The sequence below is a fragment of the Enterococcus sp. DIV0756 genome (assembly GCF_051710745.1).
GTDB lineage: Bacteria > Bacillota > Bacilli > Lactobacillales > Enterococcaceae > Enterococcus_A.
Window position 1 is genome coordinate 1,487,541 of sequence record NZ_JBIOLF010000001.1, and the last position, 18,212, is coordinate 1,505,752.

Here is an 18,212-nt window from a genome sequence, read left to right on the forward strand (position 1 = left end):
AGGGAGAGGGCTGTGGTTACTTTTTATTTCATTATTATCATCTTGGTACTGTTAGTCATCAATATTGGCATTATTTTATCTAGAATCTATCTTCAAGATCAGTTAAATTATGCCAAAAAGTCCAATCCAGATTCGATTACTTTTTTGCGAAAATTTTCCTATGTTCAACAAAAAATCGTTGCGAAGCATTCTACGTGGCTCTTCATACTAAGTGCAAGTTTAACGGTTAGTTTGGTTTTAATGGTGTTTGTCGTTTTTCAGCTTTCTGGAGACAATCAATCAACGAAACGTCGATTGGCAAAAGCAGAGGAAGAAACTGTACGAGTGATACAGCAGCAAGAAGACATTATTAAACAAACAGTGATCCAAAGTTACCCAGAAAAAGGGTTAGGAATTAAGAATTACAATTGGCAGGAGGTTTTTGCTGAAGAAAAAAAAGATCTGCAAGCAAAAATCGAGGGGGATTTATCCGCTAGTATGGCACCATATTTTGGATCAACGACCTCCCTAACAATGGTGGAGGTAGCATCGCAGAAATTAACAATTGCCTTTTCCTGCAATCCAGGGACTAGTCGAAATAAAAAAATTGTTATGGATAACATTAGTGCATTAATTAAAGAACTTGAAGAAATTGAACAAGTAACACTAGTTAATTTTCAGATCGTCTTTGAAGATGAAAAAGAGACAGAAAACTATCGTTGTTCGTATCAACGTGAAAATGAGGAAGAATCATTTCAACAGCTATCCTAAAAACTTAGATGAAGGGTGAAAAATCAATGGCAAATAAGAAAAAAGACAATTTTTTTAGTAAGAATATTTTGGGAGTAATAAATGATGTTCCAGATGAGTTAGTTGATCCTTCTGGGGGTGAAAATGAATTAGGAAAAAGAAAAATCGAAGAACTAGAAAAGAAACTAAAAGTCGCGCAAGAAGAAAAGGCGGCACTGGAAATCATTCAAGATACCAAAGAAACAGAAATGAAGAACACGTTGGAAACCATGAAAAAGCAGCAACGTGAAATGGAGCTGCGGATTGAAACCCTGGAAATCGAGAAACAAACCCTTCGAAAAGCGGCAGAAAATTCCAAGAAGCCTTCCGTGGAACAATGGGAAGCCACCGAAGCTATCAAACGAGAAAACGGCCGCATGCAGGAGCAGCTGTTTGCCATGAAGGCGGAGAACAACAAGCTGAAGGAACTTGTCAATGGACCAGACAACGAAAAGGAAGAATTAAAAAAAAAAGTGGAACAATTAGAAAGTGAGCGACAACAGATGATGGAAAACTTAGCGATCGTCAAGGAAGAAAAGCAGAAAGTCATTGAATTGAACGACACCATGAAGCAAGAAGCCGCGGCAGAAAAAGAAGCGGTGCAAGAACTGAAGAAGCAAGTAGAAGCCCTGCATCGAGAAAATGAAGAATTGAAGCTTCAGAATATCCAGCTTGAAGAAGAACGTTCTGAAGAAGAAGTCGAGATTATTCAAAGTGAAAACAATCAGCTGAAACAGGAAAACAACCGGCTGAAGGTGCGGATCAAAGGATTGGAGGAGTCTACCTCCAGTAAGCTGGAGCTGCATGAACAGGAAATGAGCTTGAAACGGGAACGAGAAGCGTTGGATTCAGAAATTTTCAAGGCACAACAGGAAATCGGGGAAGTGCTGTTAAATGCACAAAAACAAGGCAGTCGAACGATTGAACGAGCGAAGCTGGATGCAGAAGAGATTTTAAAATCGGCGAACGAAGAATTACATCTGATCAAGATGCAGGTGAAGGACATTTCCTTAGAAATCGAAGAATCCAAACAGAGTGTGGTGGGAATTTACTCAGAGCTGCAATCGCGGGTGCATAAAATGGTGGATGACGTGAACGAGTTGAATTAAGAAGGAGAAAAAAATGAAAACTACGGGGTTTAAACGGTTGATGGTGGTTTCTTCTTGCGGCTTGGTCTTATCTGGAACGCCAGTGGCTATGGCACAAGAGCTGGTGGAACCTTCTCAGGAGCAAACAACAGAGGAAACGACGATACAAGAACCAGAGGTACTGGAGCAGGAACAGCCAGCGCCGGAACAAGAGGAAATCAAGGCAGAAGTAGTTAACGAAGCGCCTGTCAAAAAAACACTGCCCGTGTTGAATGGGGTCAAGAATCACACCATCAAAGAAGGTGAAACATTTGATCCAAAAGATGGGGTGACGGCGCAGGATGAACAGGATGGCGATCTCACTGATCAGATTCAATTTACCGGAAGCGTGGATACTAACCAAGCAGGAACGTATACCTTAACCTATTCCGTTAAGAATCTTCTCGGAGAAAGCGCAACGGCAACAGCCATCATTCAAGTAGAAAAAATAGAAAAACAAGCAGCGCCACTACCGCAGCCACGAGCATTTACGCTGGAAATTAATGATTTCACGGCGCTGCGCCATAGTGATCTCAAAGCTCAGATTATTGAACGACTGGTACTAAAAGAAGTGAATGGCGATCCTGCTACATTGGACGATGTAGCCACCTTTACGATTGATCAGCCAGATGCGACCAATACCCTCGGAGAGAAGACTATTTCCTTGTCAGTAACCGCCAGTGATGGCACCGTGAGTGAAAAGACGATCACCGTTACCGTCGTTAGTGGGTTGCGGATCGAAACGGCAGATTTAACAGTGATTGATGAAGAGAGCTTTGATCCCTATGCGGGCATTCAGGCGTTTGAAACCGCCAGTGATGGCAGTGAAATACGCTTAGGTGCCTATGATCCTGCAACGAAAACAGGGATTGAAGTCATCAAGAATACCGTTGATTTGAACAAGGCTGGTCTGTATGAGGTTCGTTATCGGGTTCATACAAGCTTGGGAGAAACCGCCGAAAGAAGTATTCGTGTCACAGTAATCGTGAAGCAAGTTTTCGATCCGACCATCTATCTTACCGTCAACGATCAGGACATGACTGTCGGTGAGGAATTAACCAGTGAGAAGATACTTGGCTGGGCAGAGGTATTAGGCGCAAGTCATATTGCCTATGAAATCGTGGATCAGGTGATTCCGGTGGATGCGTATAATCGCTTAACCACCGCGGGAAGCTATCGGATTCGTTACACAGCCACTAAAGAAGGAGTGCCCTCTGTCCAAAAAGAGATTACCCTGACCGTGCGAGATCGTGTGTGCTATTCCGCGCCAACTATTCAGAAACGAATCCTTCGTACCTCTCCACAACTAGGAAGTGTACGAACGGAAAGAACACTGCCGAAAACAGGGGAAACAAAGTCGGGTCTGTTAAATCCACTACTGGGATTGTCTTTGATCGGCTTAGTGGCGTTTCTAAAAAGAGAACGCCTTCTTTCAAAACTGATGGGGAAGAAATAGTCAGGAGGAAGTGGGATGAGTTGGGAATATGATAAGGGCACCATTATCTTTCTAGGAATACTCGGTGTATTCATCGTTTTTTGTGGAATCATGGCGATTCGATCAGCGAAACGACAAAAGCGTGAAACGCCGAAACAACGAGAATTGCGTCAACAACTTAGTCAGGAAATGACCCGACGAGGCGTGATCCTCTTTTTTGGAATTCTTTGGTTGGCGATCGGGATGTTGGTCTTTAGTTTATATGAAACGGGGATGCTCAATCAAACCTTTAAAATTCCGAGAGTCCTTACGTTCTTTTATGACGTTTTCGGAATAACAGTCGGTTCAATCGTTCAAGTTGTATTGTCCTTGTTGGTCATCGTTCTAACGATTCATTCGATGGTTAAAAAGCGGCGGGAGTTAACGTCAAAAACAGGAGGAGAGTAACGAATGAAAAAGTTGGTTTCAATTATTAGCTTATTCCTAGTTGCAGGGGTTCTCGGCGGGTGTGGTCCGAGTGCGCAGGAGCAGTTCAAAGAAGAATTCAAAACACAAAAAGAAATGAACGATCAAACCTTCAAAGTAACCATCGATAAGCTTTCCATCAATCCAAAGGAAGAAACAAGTGCGGATGAGAAACTGTCTTACGATGTTATTGAAAAGCAATTGAAAGGTTTAACACCGAAAGCCAATGTATTGCAGGATAAGAAAACGAAAGATATCACTTCCACGATATCGACAACTCTGTTTGGGCAAGAGTTAGAGTATGAGATTTTCACAAATAATAAAACAAAGGATGTCTATATTAAAGGGGATGCCTACAATCAGACGATTGAATTCATGAAACAGTTTTCAGACGAACTTCCTGTTGATGTAGTTGACTCTGAAGTAATCCAAGGAAAATATATTCTCCTTACAAAAGAAGACATGGAGGATTCACTTGATGAAGCCAATGAAGTGACAAACATTTCCGATAAGCAATACGACGAATTTTACGATTCATTGGACAAGAATTCATTTAAAAAGGAAGGTGATACCATCACACATCGGTTTACGAAAAAAGAATTAGAGGAATTCGTCGATAGTCTTTCAGAGAAAAAGGATAAAGACTTGCGCTCTTCCTTGGAAGAACGGTTAGAGCAATTTAAGAAATTAACGATCGATTTAACAGTAGATACGAAGAAGCACACGAAGAATGCAAAGATCGTCGCGACATCCAAACCAGTAGATGGCAATTCCTACTCAATGAATGTAACGGTTGAACAACACGCAAAAAATAGTGAGAAGCGTGTGGAATTACCACCTAAGACAGACATAATCTCACTAGCCGATTTTGCGGAGAAAGCGGCGAGTACCGCGATTGTGAAGGTTAGTGATGAAAACTTGAATACATTAATAGAAGGTGCTCGAAAGAATAAGGAATTTATCGATGCAGAGGCAGCAGAATTATATAAAGAGGAGTACCGTCAATACCTGAATGAAGAACAGTACAAGGAATTCAGCAAGGTATTGGATGAGATCGTCGCTGAGAATAATCAATGAAAGTTTTGATAAATAAACAAATGATTTAACAAATATTTAGCAGAAAAAGGGGATTAAAAACAAGAAAAGTAGTTGATTGAGAGAAGGATTACCTATTTGTAGTGCATGAAACTAAAAAACACTTAGTTTCATGCCATTTTTTTATTTTGAAGGGATGTTTTGTATGAGAAGAACAGTGAGCAATCGGGAGAAAGGTAGCACATCTAACTTATTAACTGTCAGCGCCAAGGTTTTACCAGTCTGGAAAGTACTGGTTTCTTGGGTAGGAATGGGCATGGTTTTTTATATGAGTTCGCAAGTACTTAGAGGTGTGCCTGCCAATTTCTTCTTGTGCTTTGGGATGGTCGCTGTGTTGACCTTCCAATATGGAACAGACTCCGTGACTAAATTATTTGGGCGTATGCGAAAGGGAACGAAACGCTGGATGTTGTTTTATCTTTTTGCGGGTTTTGCGGTACCACTAGTCTTAACTCTGATTCTTAAACCATTTTTAGTGCCACACGCGAGTGTTGAAAGTACCAGTCAGCTATCGCCACTAGTATTTGTTTTAGAAATGTTGGTTATGGTTATTGGTTTGATCGGAGAAGAGGTAGGCGTGGCGATACTTGCTTTTCCAATATTTGGTTGGCTCAATCAACAATCAGAATTACGTAGATACGCCTTTTTTCTCTCTGCGCTGATCAGCAGTGTGATTTTTGGGCTTTCTCACTTGCCAGTTTATCAATGGAACTGGTTTCAATGTATTTTCATCGCTGGAATACCAAGAATTTTTTACAACTATGCGTGGAAGAAAACGGATAGCTTGTGGGGCGGTGTCTGGGTGCATGTGCTGAATAATTGGATTGCTTTTGGATTAAGTTATCTAAGCCAAGGTCTTCCGAGGCATTAAGAACAAAGGAGTGATTTAGATGGAAAATAGATGTTCGCTTTCTGGTGAAGAGCCGGAAAATTCATTCTTTATAAGAATATGTTTGGTTTTATTACCGGTACTTTTTCTACTTGTCGGTTGCGGACAGGAACCCACTACTACTGAAAGGAGTTCGACGCAATCGTCTACAAGCGAAAGTCGTGTAATTCCAGCTAGTTCTAGTGATACGAGTATTCCATTTTTAACAAAGAATATCACGGGATTAAATGGTATGGTCTATCAATTATCACTTCCTTCCAATTGGATCGAAGAAGTAGATCCTGCCAGCCGAAACAAGGATTTTCAGTTTATGGTCAGCGATGAAAAACAGGAAGAATTTATTGGTTGTATCACCGAGAATAAAGAAGATTTTGCAGATATAGAGGCGTACACAAAATTAGCAACAAAAGGCTTAGAAGAGAATACAGGGACTAAAATAGGTTTTCAGAACGAAAGAATAAATGGAAAGCAAATACAAGTCGCAGAGTTTTCAGCAGTGGTTGATGGCGTGAAGGTCAGCTATATCTATCACATTATCGAAACGAAGACAGCCTATGTTCAATTATACGGATGGACCTACACACGATTATTCGAAGAGTCAAAGGATCGTTTGAAGACGATTTTGAATAGTTTTGAAGAAACTTAAAAGGAGGCCAAGCAGGTTTAGTGAAGAAATGAAGCACATATAAAGAAATAAAGTAGGAAAAATTACTCTTCTCCTGTATACAGGGGTTGAGTAGGAGGAAGGGAAAGAAAAAAATGAAGAAATTTATTATTGGTATTGGTGTTTTGGCTGTTTTAGGAGTGGGGTATTTGCTTTTGCAGGGTCCACCACCAGAGGAAGCAGAAGGAACCTCGGTAGAGATGTATGAGGTGAAGAAGCAGACGCCGCTTCACTTAAAAGGACAAGTGAAGCCTACGAAAAAGCAAACTGTTCTAGTGAACGCTGATAAAGGACCGATTCGAACGATCCATGTGAAGGAAGGCGATCACGTGGTGAAGAACGCGCCCTTATTGACGTATCGTTGGGGAGAAATCGTTCGTGCGGACAATGCGTCATTAGTGACGATGTTAAATGAAGATGCGAAAAATGATTCGCAGCAACAGCTAATGGTGCTAAAAAGTGAGGAATCGGCTATCAAAGGAACGGTAACAGAGTACGATCGCTCAAAAATCGTGTTGAATGAGCCGATTGAGATCAAGTACGCAAATAGTGAGAAGACGGTGACCGGCAAGATCACCACCTTATCTGAAATGAATAATGAAGCGGAGAAAGAAGAAAAGGACAGTTTAGTGACCTATAACTTTACAGCAGTTCCTGATGAGGCGATTCCTGTAGGCTACTCTGTCGAATGCTTGATTCCACGTACTGACATTCATCTGCCATTAAAGAGCGTCGTGGAAAAGGATGGTGAGCAGTTTGTCTATATCGTTGAAGGAAAAAAAGCCAAGAAACAGCTAGTAACCGTAGAAAAAGGCAATGGCTACTATATTTTACGGGAAGGACTCAATGAAGAACAACAAATCGTCAAAGATGCGACCGCTGTGAAAGATGGAATGGAAGTGAACACAAAATGATCGTCATGGAAAACATCAATAAGTACTATACCGCGGATCAAGAACGCATCCATGTGTTGAAGGATATCAGCCTAACCATAGATGAGCATGAATTTGTGGCGGTGATGGGGCCCTCTGGTTCGGGGAAGTCCACATTAATCAATACGATCAGTTTTCTCGATGGAAACTTTGAAGGGAGCTATCGCTTTGAAGGCAATGATGCCTATCGTTATAAGGATGAAAAGTTGTCTGCTTTACGAAATAAATCCGTTGGCTTCGTTTTTCAATCGTTTCAGTTAATCGACAACAACACGGTACTGGAAAATGTCGCCTTGCCCTTACTTTATGGTGGGATGAGGCAACGCCAAACCAAACCGTTAGTCATGGAGGCCTTACGAAAAGTGGGCATTGCCGATAAATACAACAAGCTTCCGAAACAACTTTCTGGTGGTCAGCAGCAGCGAGTGGCCATTGCTCGAGCGATTGTTGGTAATCCGAAATTTATTGTTGCGGATGAACCGACAGGTGCCTTGGACAGTCACACCTCTGAAGAAATCATGGATCTTTTCCAACACCTCAATGAAGAAGAAAAGGTCACGATCTTGATGGTGACCCACGATCCAGAAGCAGCGAAGTATTGTCGGCGAATCATTACGGTAAAGGATGGCGAATTATTGGAAGAAGGTGTCGTTTATGCGGATTAGTGAAATTTGGAAAACAGCGTTTAAAGCGATTGGGAAGAACAAGCGACGCAGCTTTTTGACGATGATTGGGTTAATTATAGGGGTCTCAGCGGTGATCACCGTCTTTTCCATTGGCCGTGCTTTTGAGAATTATGCCTCTGAATTTATGGGGCTGGATTCAGTGGAAAATAATTTGTTATTTGATTTCACCCCGAAAAGCAAAGAATTTATGGACAATGGTCTGGATGGCTTTACAGAGGAAGACATCAGTCGAATTGAAAGTCTTCCTGGTGTCCAATCGGCGAATTATTTTGACGATCAGAAATATGCGTCGAAAACCTTCGATGATGTCGAAAGCGAAGCACAGGCGGGAAATTTCAAGTTACTAAAAACAAAGGGGTCGAAGACCGTATACGGGCGTCCTATCCAATCAAGTGATTATTACAATCAAAATCCGGTTGTCGTCATTAATCAAACAACAGCGAAAGCAATCAATAAAGAAACACCAGAATCACTCATTGGTCAGAGTGTGAAGATTGGTGGGCATCTGTTTGAAGTGATTGGTATCATGAAGGACCGGATAAGTGGAACCATGATTACTACTCAGGAGAATAGTGTGACGGCAGAGGTACCAAAGACTGTTTTTAACCATTATTTTAAAACAGAAGATAGGAATGCGCTTGCCGTGAAACTAAGATCAGGGGTCAAAATGAAACGTATGACTCAATCCATTGAGAATACGCTGAAAGAATATGGCTCATGGAAGAATCTTGGCAGTTATAGAAATGATAATGATGCGATGAAGAAGCAGGTGGATTCATTACGAACGATATTGACAGGGATCACCTTGCTTGTGTCAGTCATTGGCGGCATTTCATTGTTTATCTCAGGTATTGGTGTGATGAACATGATCTATATCTCTGTCTCAGAACGAACCAAGGAGATCGGCGTGCGTCGTGCGATGGGAGGAACTAAAGGAAATATCATGTTGCAATTTCTGCTTGAAGGGATCACCTTAACTCTTTTCGGTGGAACGATTGGTTTTCTGCTTTCAATCTTGTTAGGAAATGTGGCGACGAGATTTAGTCCTCTCACTGTGCGCCCTGATTCCTTTACGATCGCTTTAGCCTTCGGTCTGTCGCTGGTCATTGGCATCGTCTTTAGCTGGTTGCCAGCTAAAAGTGCCGCGAAGAAGGATATTGTGACGTTGTTGCGGTAAAAGCAGGAGGATTAAATGAGTAAATTTTTGAAAGGGAGCACAGCTACTGTCTGCGTTCTCGTTTTCGCGACGATTGCGATGTCTGCCTATGAACTGTTAACGGAATTGATTAAAAGTGTGAACCCGCTAGTGACGAGTTTTATTGGAGCCATTTCAGGCATTGTGATTTTTTTAGTAGGCGTATATCTATGTGTAAAAATTGAAGGAAAAGCGCTTCGCGATTATGGGATTTCTTGGAACATGCGAGAAGTAAAACATCTGATTTCTGGTTTAGAAATAGGGATTGCGGCGTTTGTTTTCGTGGTGGTTCCGCTGTATATGATGAATGTCTACCACTTAACGACGGCTTCTTATTCATTGACGAAAATTGTGAGTATGCTCTTCCAATTTATCGCCGTAGGCTTTCTCGAGGAATACCTCTGTCGCGGCTTTATCCAGCACCATCTACAGCGTTATGGATGGTTTCCGGCACTTATTGTCACTGCCAGTATTTTCAGCCTGATGCATCTTGGAAATCCTGGTATCACCCCGTTAGCGCTGATCAACATTGCTCTTGCTGGAACTTTCATGGGTAGTGTCATGTATGCATTCAATAGCATCCATGCTGCTGTGGGTGTGCACATTACCTGGAACTGGGTTCAGGGTGCGATCTTTGGTATCCCAGTGAGCGGAACGACGCCAGCCGGCTATTTTTCTACCACGATTGTAAGTGAGAATCTTCTTCTTTCAGGTGGCTCATTTGGAGCAGAGGCCTCACTTATGTGTACAGGAGTGACATTTATGCTAACGATTCTTTTTTTAATTATGGCTCGAAGAAACGGGAATTTGGATAAGTTTAATTAAACTTATATTAGTTAAAATAAATATATTTTTTTATATTCTACTATTTGAAGAAAGAAAAATAATTCGCCATATAGCTATAGGAAGTCAAGTATGTGCCTTTACATGATGTGCTCTTCAATCTTTAGTGGACTGAGGGGGACGAAACCCTTATAATATCAACGGTAGATATTAGTAAGTGATACACAATCAGGGGAGTTAAAAAGCCACCCTATTTGTCTTATATCTAAAGATTGCCGATCAATGCCGATAAAAGAGGTTGATTGGTAAATGGAGGAGGAAATATAGCTATGACCATTCAATGGTTCCCAGGCCACATGGCGAAGGCACGGCGGGAAGTTTCTGAAAAATTAAAGTTTGTTGACATTGTTTTTGAATTGATCGACGCGCGCTTGCCGCTATCATCACGCAACCCGATGTTAGATCAAATCGTGCAGCAAAAACCGCGATTGATTTTATTGAACAAATCAGATTTGGCTGACCCAGTTCAAACAAACTTATGGGTTAATTATTTTCGTGAGCAAGGACATCACGTGCTGGCGTTGACAGCGAAGGAAGATAAAAGTGTAAAGCAAATTGTTCCTGCTAGTAAAAAGGTATTGGCAGAAAAATTCGCTCGTGACAAGGAAAGAGGATTGAAGCCGCGTGCGATCCGCGCGATGGTACTAGGGATTCCTAACGTAGGGAAATCTACTTTGCTGAATCATTTGGCAGGAAAAAAAATTGCCAGTACTGGAAATCGTCCGGGGGTTACAAAGGGGCAGCAATGGCTGCGTTTTGGTTCGCAATTAGAATTATTGGATACACCGGGGATTCTATGGCCGAAGTTCGAAGATCCAGCAGTTGGAAAGAAACTAGCACTGACGGGCGCGATCAAAGATGATCTTTTACATCTCGATGACTTGGCGCTTTATCTGTTGGAAGTATTTTGCCGTTTTTACCCAGAGCAATTGAAAGAACGTTATAAATTAACAGAAGATAACTTATTTATGGAGCTGCCAGAATTATTATTACTGATTTCTGAAAAGCGAGGCTTCAAAGATGATTATGAACGTGCAAGCGAAATGCTGATCCTTGAATTGCGTCAAGGAAAATTAGGACGATTTACGTTGGATCGTTTTGAGGAGCTGAGTGAGTAATATGGAAAAACAATCAATCAGCGCCATTAAGGCAGAGCTAAAGACGATCACTTCCGCAGCTGATCCTCGTTTAGCGGAATTCCGTCTGGATACGCGAAAAGGGGTCCAATTGGCGTTAACTCAATGGCAGAAGCAGCAGGACAAGCAAGCGGCGCTAGTAGAAAAGTATCAAGAAATGTCCGTGTTTGAACAGGCGAAAAAGGCTCAGGGCTTTCAAGCGATTTGCGGAATAGACGAAGTTGGACGCGGCCCTTTGGCGGGACCAGTCGTTGCGGCGGCAGTGATTCTAAATGATACGCATGAAATACTAGGCTTGAATGATTCGAAACAGCTCTCGGCCCATAAACGTGAAGAGTTGGTAGCGGAAATCAAAAAGAACGCGCGGGCTATCGGTATCGGAGAAGCAACCGCTGAAGAGATCGATCAGTTGAACATTTATCAGGCAACAAAGGTAGCGATGCAACGGGCAATTGATCAATTATCGATTGCGCCAGATTGCTTATTGATTGATGCGATGATATTGGATAATGGGTTGCCGCAGGAAAAAATCATCAAGGGTGATGCCCGATCCGTTTCGATCGCGGCTGCTAGTATCATTGCAAAGGTTTATCGTGATGATTGGATGGCTGAGTATGGTGAAAAATATCCCGCATACGGGTTTGCCAAAAATGCCGGCTATGGAACGAAGGAGCATTTGCAGGCAATCGAAGAGCAGGGCATTTTGCCGATTCATCGTAAAACATTTGCGCCCATTAAAAATAAACAATAAATAATATTCCTTCTTTTTTTGTATCTTTTTAATAAAGAGCAGAAAAGAGGGATTTTTTTGAAGAATAAGTTTTTATTACGGTTGAGTTTGACCAAAGGTATTGGGGCGTTTGGGAAGCAGAAAATATATCAAATTGCCAAGAAACATCACTGGTGGGAAATGAATAGTCTAGATATTCGTCTGGCTGCACAAACGACCAAGAAGAACGATTGGGATGAGTGGACTGAAGAGCGTCTTCAGAAAATTGAACAAACACATCAATACATCACGATTGAGGATGAGGCCTATCCAGAAACATTGCGTCAAGTACCGACGCCGCCACTTGTTTTATTTTATAAAGGAAATTTAGCTTTATTGGAGCGAGAAAAGCTAGCGATTGTCGGTGCAAGAGCGGCGACGGACTATGGCTATCAGGTTTTGCAGAAAATAATGCCAGAACTCACGAAACGCGGATTTGTCATTGTCAGCGGCTTAGCGAAAGGAATCGATAGCTTTGCCCATCAATTTTCGATCAGTAATCAAGGAAAGACGATTGGTGTGGTAGGCACAGGGCTAGATATTTGTTATCCTAAATCTAGTGGGAATTTACAAATCGAAATGAGTCAGCACCATTTGGTTCTAAGCGAATATCCTAATGGCACGCAGCCTGCGAAGTTTCATTTTCCAATGCGCAATCGAATTATTGCCGGTTTAAGCGGAGGCGTACTAGTAGTAGAGGCTAAAAAGCGCAGCGGTTCGTTGATCACGGCTCAGCAGGCGTTGGACTATGGCAAAGAGGTTTTCGCGGTTCCAGGATCGATCTTAGATGAGCGTTCAAGCGGATGTCATCAGCTGATTCAGGATGGTGCTATTTGTGTTGAAAAAACACAAGATATTTTTGATTCCTATGATTTATGGAATAAAATTCACTAGTCGCGACTTGACAAACAAAATTTGAATAGCGTATTATAGGCTACGATTTGTCAGTAGTTACCGATATATAATAGTAGAAAAAAATTGAGGAGGCAAAAACATTTGGCCTATAAATACCTAGTTATCGTGGAATCACCAGCAAAAGCAAAGACAATTGAAAAGTATCTGGGAAGAAATTACAAAGTAGTCGCAAGTGTCGGACACGTGCGAGACTTACCAAAAAGCAAGATGGGAATCGATGTTGAAAACAATTATGAACCCCATTATATCTCGATTCGCGGAAAAGGCGATGTCATCAAAAGCTTGAAGCAAGCGGCTAAAAAGGCACAAAAAGTCTATCTCGCAAGTGACCCGGATAGAGAAGGGGAAGCCATCGCTTGGCACCTCGCTTATCTATTAGGATTAGACTTAAAGGACAAGAATCGTGTCGTATTTAATGAAATCACTAAGGACGCTGTAAAAGCTGCCTTTAAAGAACCGCGTTCGATTGATGTGTCACTTGTTGATGCTCAGCAAGCACGTCGCGCGTTGGATCGCCTAGTTGGTTATTCCATTTCACCGATTTTATGGAAAAAAATTAAAAAAGGCTTGAGTGCTGGTCGTGTTCAATCAATCGCTCTAAAAATGATCATTGACCGCGAACAAGAAATCCGTGACTTTGTACCAGAAGAATACTGGAGCATTGATGGAAACTTTAAAAAGAAAACCAAAAAATTCAAAGCCAATTTCTGGGGTGTTGATGGTAAGAAGAAAAAATTACCAAATGCCGAAGCAGTAAAAGAAGTGACGGCTAGAATTGATGGCAAGGACTTTGAAGTGACTAAAGTCGAGAAAAAGGAGCGGAAACGTAATCCAGCGTTGCCATTTACCACCAGTAATATGCAACAGGAATCTGCTCGTAAATTAAACTTCCGTACGAGAAAAACTATGATGGTGGCACAGCAATTGTACGAAGGAATCGCACTTGGCAAACAAGGAACAGTCGGTTTGATCACCTATATGCGTACAGACTCGACTCGGATTTCAGATACTGCTAAAACTGAAGCAGCAGAGTTTATCGAAAAGACTTACGGAAAAGAATATTCGCAGCATCATGCCCGCAAGGCGAAGAATCCTCAAGGGGCACAGGATGCCCATGAAGCGATCCGTCCAACCAGTGTTCAACGGACACCGGATGAAATGAAGCAGTATTTAGACAAGGATCAATTAAAGCTCTATACCTTAATCTGGTCACGTTTTGTTGCTAGTCAAATGACTGCGGCGATTCTTGATACGATGAAGGTGACGTTAGAACAAAACGGGGTTATCTTTATTGCTAATGGATCGAAAATCAAGTTCAAGGGGTTCATGCAGGTCTACATTGAAGGCCGCGATGACGGAAAAGAAGATAAAGAAAACATTCTACCGGAGCTTGAAAAGGGCGAAATCGTTCAATCTGTCAATATTGAAAATAAACAACACTTCACTCAGCCGCCTGCACGATTTAGTGAAGCAACGCTGATCAAAACGCTGGAAGAAAATGGGGTTGGACGTCCTTCAACCTATGCGCCAACTTTAGATACGATCCAACGTCGTTATTACGTGAAATTGACGCAACGGCGTTTTGAACCGACTGAGCTTGGGGAAATCGTCAATACGTTGATCGTTGATTTCTTCCCACAAATCGTTGATGTCAACTTTACGGCTGAGATGGAAAATGATTTGGATAAGGTTGAAGAAGGCAAGGAAGAATGGACAACAGTTGTCGATCGTTTCTATAAACCATTTGCAGTTGAATTGGAAAAAGCCGAAGAAGGCATTGAGAAAATTCAAATCAAAGACGAACCAGCAGGATTCGATTGTGATGTCTGCGGGCATCCAATGGTGATTAAATTAGGGCGTTATGGCAAGTTCTATGCCTGCAGCAATTTCCCTGACTGTCGCAATACCAAACCAATTATCAAAGAAATTGGTGTCGAATGTCCAGTCTGTCATAAAGGGCAAGTGGTTGAACGTAAGTCGAAGAAGAATCGTTTGTTCTACGGCTGCTCACGCTATCCGGATTGTGACTTTACTTCTTGGGATAAACCAATCGGCCGGACTTGTCCGAAAGACGGCGGCTATCTAGTTGAGAAGAAAGTTAAAGGTGGCAAACAGGTCGTCTGTGTCAACGGTGACTATGAGGAAGCTGTACAAAAATAGCAATACAAAAAAAGAGTATTAAGTGAGGATTAAATGGTAAAAACAGTAAATGTTATCGGAGCCGGTCTCGCGGGAAGCGAGGCTGCTTGGCAATTAGCCGAAGCAGGTGTTCCAGTGAATTTATATGAGATGCGTCCAGTGAAATCAACAGCGGCGCATCACACAGCTGATTTTGCGGAGCTTGTTTGCAGCAACTCCCTGCGAGGAAATGGGTTAACGAATGCGGTTGGGGTTCTGAAGGAAGAAATGCGACGTTTAAATTCTTTAGTCATCTCCTCTGCGGATGAGACGGCTGTACCAGCGGGTGGTGCGCTTGCAGTAGATCGCAATAATTTCTCTGGCTTAGTTACGGAAAAGTTAAAAGCGCATCCGATGGTAAAGGTCATTTCAGAAGAGATCACAAAAATTCCTGAAGGGATCACCATCATTGCGACCGGTCCCTTGACCTCAGAAGCGCTAGCAGAGGAAATCGCGGAATACAATGGTTCCCACGGTTTTTACTTTTACGATGCGGCAGCTCCGATCATTGATAGTTCTACCATTGATCGGGATAAGGTGTATTTGAAGTCTCGGTACGATAAGGGCGAAGCCGCTTATCTGAATTGTCCAATGACCGAAGAAGAATTCATGCGTTTTTATGAAGCCCTGATCACGGCGGAAGTGGCTCCGCAAAAAGAATTTGAGAAGGAAAAATTCTTCGAAGGCTGCATGCCAATTGAGGTCATGGCCAAACGTGGAATCAAAACAATGTTATTTGGACCAATGAAACCGGTCGGATTGGAAGATCCTAAGACGGGGAAACGCCCTTATGCAGTGATCCAATTACGTCAAGACAACGCGGCCGCTTCGATGTATAACATCGTTGGTTTCCAAACCCACTTGAAGTGGGGCGAACAAAAGCGGGTCTTTCAAATGATTCCTGGGCTAGAAAATGCTGAATTCCTGCGGTATGGTGTGATGCATCGCAACAGCTTTATGAATTCGCCAGAGTTGTTAAGACCGACTTATCAAAGCAAAAAACGTGATGATCTATTCTTTGCTGGTCAAATGACTGGCGTGGAAGGGTACGTTGAAAGTGCAGGCAGCGGTTTAGTTGCTGGACTGAACGCAGCACGATTGGCAAAAGACGAGGAACTGATCGAGTTTCCTCGCGAGACGGCAATCGGTTCAATGGCTTATTATATTACTCACGCGGAAGGGAAACATTTCCAGCCGATGAATGCGAATTTCGGCCTATTTCCAAGTTTGCCTGAACGTATTCGTGATAAAAAGTTACGTTATGAAACACTGGCTGAGCGGGCCTTGAATGCTCTTGCTGAGATGAATAGTTAGCTAAGATTCCGTTGCTTCGGCAATGGAATTTTTTTGTGCTGTTTACATACGAACACGGAATTATTTTCGGTTTTCTAGAAAAGAGTGTTCAATTTGCGAAAGATTTTTGACAAAAATAAAGCGGATTCCTGTTTGATTTGAAAACAATTATGAAATATCTGTAAAGAATTGTTAGTATATTCGTGAAAAGTCAATAAATTCTGACAATTCAATTGTAATTAAAAAGCTCTTATGCTACATTTGTGATATGTTTGTGAGGTGAGAAAAAGTTTGGAAAATGAAGCAGCAATGCAAGAGTTTATGAGTTATTTAATGACTGAAAGAGGGTACTCTGAAAAGACGAAAGAAGCCTATCAGCGCGACTTAAATGACTTTTGTCAGTTCTTGGAAAATTCTGGGAATTCTTCATTAGTAGCCGTTGATCATTTGGATGTGCGGGTTTATTTGGCCTTTTTAAATGATCAAAAATACAGCCGTAATACCATCAGTCGAAAGATTGCTAGCCTGCGCTCTTTTTATCAATACCTTTTGAAGCATGAAGAGATCAAAGAAAATCCTTTTTCTTACGTTCATCTCAAGAAAAAGCAAGCACGTTTGCCACGCTTTTTTTACGAAAAGGAAATCGAAGTTTTATTTGCTAGTGTAGAAGGTACTGAACCATTGGATCAACGAAACCGCGCATTGTTAGAGGTACTTTACGGCTCTGGCTTGCGGGTCAGCGAGTGTGCCAATTTGCGATTATCGGTAGTTGATTTTGATAATAGCGTTATGCTGATTCACGGAAAAGGGAATAAAGATCGTTATGTACCGTTAGGCTCTTATGCAGCAGATGCGATCCAAGAATTTGTCGCTGATGGACGCAAGCGGTTAATGGCGCGTTTTGGCAAGGATCACGATTATCTATTCATCAATCATCGCGGAGAACAAATCACCGCTACGGGGATTGAATATGTATTGAAGCAAATCATTAAAAAGAGCAGCCTGAACAGTGATATCCATCCGCATATGCTGCGTCATACTTTTGCGACACATTTATTAAATAATGGGGCCGATTTACGTACGGTTCAAGAGTTATTAGGCCATGCGAACTTGTCGACCACACAAATTTACACGCATGTTACAAAAGAAAGTTTACAAAAAAGTTATCGCTCGTTTCATCCAAGGGCTTAGAAAACAGTTTAAATCAAAGGAGAGAACAAGATGTCAGAATCACAATTTCATTCAACCACAATCTGTGCGATCGAAAAAGACGGAAAATTAGCCATGGCTGGTGACGGCCAAGTGACTATGGGAGAACAAGTTATCATGAAGGGAACCGCGCGTAAAGTTCGTCGAATCTATAACGGCCAAGTGGTTGTAGGATTTGCCGGGAGTGTGGCAGACGCGTTTACCTTAGAGGAAAAATTTGAAGGCAAGTTAAATGAATATAACGGGAATTTACAACGAGCCGCAGTCGAGCTTGCACAAGAATGGCGGACGCAACAAGCGATGAAAAACCTAGAGGCACTGTTGATTGTCATGAACGATGAAGAAATGCTGTTAGTATCCGGCAATGGTGAAGTCATCGCACCGGATGACGGTATTTTGGCGATCGGCTCTGGCGGAAACTACGCGTTGGCCGCTGCGCGTGCTATGAAAAAACACAACACAGAGATGTCTGCTAAAGAAATCGCAGAAAGTGCTTTGAACATCGCAGCAGATATTTGTGTCTTTACAAACCATAATATTATAGTTGAAGAAATGTAGAGTGATTTATTTTTTAGAATACGTATATTCTTCAAAGACAATTAAATTTAGGAGC

Annotated in this window: 18 protein-coding genes; all 18 read left to right on the plus strand. The window is 42.0% G+C overall.

Annotated elements, in window-relative coordinates:
* Positions 1-12 precede the first annotated feature (12 nt).
* The 18 genes from IGI44_RS07230 (at position 13) to hslV (ending at position 18,157) form a co-directional block, all read left to right on the plus strand.
* Complete coding sequence (locus IGI44_RS07230; protein ID WP_438787106.1) at positions 13-750, plus strand: hypothetical protein; 738 nt, start codon at positions 13-15, stop codon at positions 748-750.
* Positions 751-776: 26 nt separating this feature from the next.
* Positions 777-1,877: a hypothetical protein gene (locus IGI44_RS07235; protein ID WP_438787107.1), complete on the plus strand. Its 1,101-nt coding sequence runs from the start codon at positions 777-779 to the stop codon at positions 1,875-1,877.
* Positions 1,878-1,890: 13 nt separating this feature from the next.
* Positions 1,891-3,351: an immunoglobulin-like domain-containing protein gene (locus IGI44_RS07240; protein WP_438787108.1), complete on the plus strand. Its 1,461-nt coding sequence runs from the start codon at positions 1,891-1,893 to the stop codon at positions 3,349-3,351.
* 15 nt (positions 3,352-3,366) lie between these two features.
* Positions 3,367-3,777, plus strand: a complete 411-nt coding sequence (locus IGI44_RS07245; RefSeq protein ID WP_438787109.1) for a hypothetical protein — start codon at positions 3,367-3,369, stop codon at positions 3,775-3,777.
* A gap of 3 nt (positions 3,778-3,780) precedes the next feature.
* A complete protein-coding gene (locus IGI44_RS07250; protein ID WP_438787110.1) occupies positions 3,781-4,872 on the plus strand; it encodes a hypothetical protein in 1,092 nt (363 codons plus the stop codon).
* A gap of 163 nt (positions 4,873-5,035) precedes the next feature.
* The gene (locus IGI44_RS07255) at positions 5,036-5,761 is read left to right on the plus strand and encodes a lysostaphin resistance A-like protein (protein WP_438787111.1); all 726 of its coding nucleotides are present in this window, start codon (positions 5,036-5,038) and stop codon (positions 5,759-5,761) included.
* Positions 5,762-5,780: 19 nt separating this feature from the next.
* Complete coding sequence (locus IGI44_RS07260; RefSeq protein ID WP_438787112.1) at positions 5,781-6,425, plus strand: hypothetical protein; 645 nt, start codon at positions 5,781-5,783, stop codon at positions 6,423-6,425.
* 113 nt (positions 6,426-6,538) lie between these two features.
* Complete coding sequence (locus tag IGI44_RS07265) at positions 6,539-7,357, plus strand: efflux RND transporter periplasmic adaptor subunit (RefSeq protein ID WP_438787113.1); 819 nt, start codon at positions 6,539-6,541, stop codon at positions 7,355-7,357.
* Positions 7,354-8,040 (plus strand): ABC transporter ATP-binding protein, encoded by a 687-nt coding sequence (locus IGI44_RS07270; RefSeq protein WP_438787114.1) that lies wholly within the window; start codon positions 7,354-7,356, stop codon positions 8,038-8,040. The genes IGI44_RS07265 and IGI44_RS07270 overlap by 4 nt, the downstream gene beginning before the upstream one ends.
* Positions 8,030-9,238 (plus strand): ABC transporter permease, encoded by a 1,209-nt coding sequence (locus IGI44_RS07275; RefSeq protein WP_438787115.1) that lies wholly within the window; start codon positions 8,030-8,032, stop codon positions 9,236-9,238. The genes IGI44_RS07270 and IGI44_RS07275 overlap by 11 nt, the downstream gene beginning before the upstream one ends.
* Positions 9,239-9,253: 15 nt before the next feature.
* Positions 9,254-10,081, plus strand: coding sequence for a CPBP family intramembrane glutamic endopeptidase (locus IGI44_RS07280; protein WP_438787116.1), 828 nt, complete (start codon positions 9,254-9,256; stop codon positions 10,079-10,081).
* Between the two features lie 287 nt (positions 10,082-10,368).
* Positions 10,369-11,217 (plus strand): ribosome biogenesis GTPase YlqF, encoded by an 849-nt coding sequence (ylqF, locus tag IGI44_RS07285; protein WP_438787117.1) that lies wholly within the window; start codon positions 10,369-10,371, stop codon positions 11,215-11,217.
* A 1-nt stretch (position 11,218) separates the two neighbouring features.
* Positions 11,219-11,986: a ribonuclease HII gene (locus tag IGI44_RS07290; RefSeq protein WP_438787118.1), complete on the plus strand. Its 768-nt coding sequence runs from the start codon at positions 11,219-11,221 to the stop codon at positions 11,984-11,986.
* Between the two features lie 57 nt (positions 11,987-12,043).
* The gene (gene dprA, locus IGI44_RS07295; protein ID WP_438787119.1) at positions 12,044-12,898 is read left to right on the plus strand and encodes a DNA-processing protein DprA; all 855 of its coding nucleotides are present in this window, start codon (positions 12,044-12,046) and stop codon (positions 12,896-12,898) included.
* Positions 12,899-13,000: 102 nt separating this feature from the next.
* Positions 13,001-15,079: a type I DNA topoisomerase gene (topA, locus tag IGI44_RS07300; protein ID WP_438787120.1), complete on the plus strand. Its 2,079-nt coding sequence runs from the start codon at positions 13,001-13,003 to the stop codon at positions 15,077-15,079.
* Positions 15,080-15,112: 33 nt separating this feature from the next.
* A complete protein-coding gene (gene trmFO / locus IGI44_RS07305) occupies positions 15,113-16,411 on the plus strand; it encodes an FADH(2)-oxidizing methylenetetrahydrofolate--tRNA-(uracil(54)-C(5))-methyltransferase TrmFO (protein WP_438787121.1) in 1,299 nt (432 codons plus the stop codon).
* A gap of 270 nt (positions 16,412-16,681) precedes the next feature.
* A complete protein-coding gene (xerC, locus tag IGI44_RS07310) occupies positions 16,682-17,581 on the plus strand; it encodes a tyrosine recombinase XerC (RefSeq protein WP_438787122.1) in 900 nt (299 codons plus the stop codon).
* Between the two features lie 30 nt (positions 17,582-17,611).
* Positions 17,612-18,157: an ATP-dependent protease subunit HslV gene (gene hslV, locus IGI44_RS07315; protein ID WP_438787123.1), complete on the plus strand. Its 546-nt coding sequence runs from the start codon at positions 17,612-17,614 to the stop codon at positions 18,155-18,157.
* The last annotated feature ends 55 nt before the right edge of the window (positions 18,158-18,212 follow it).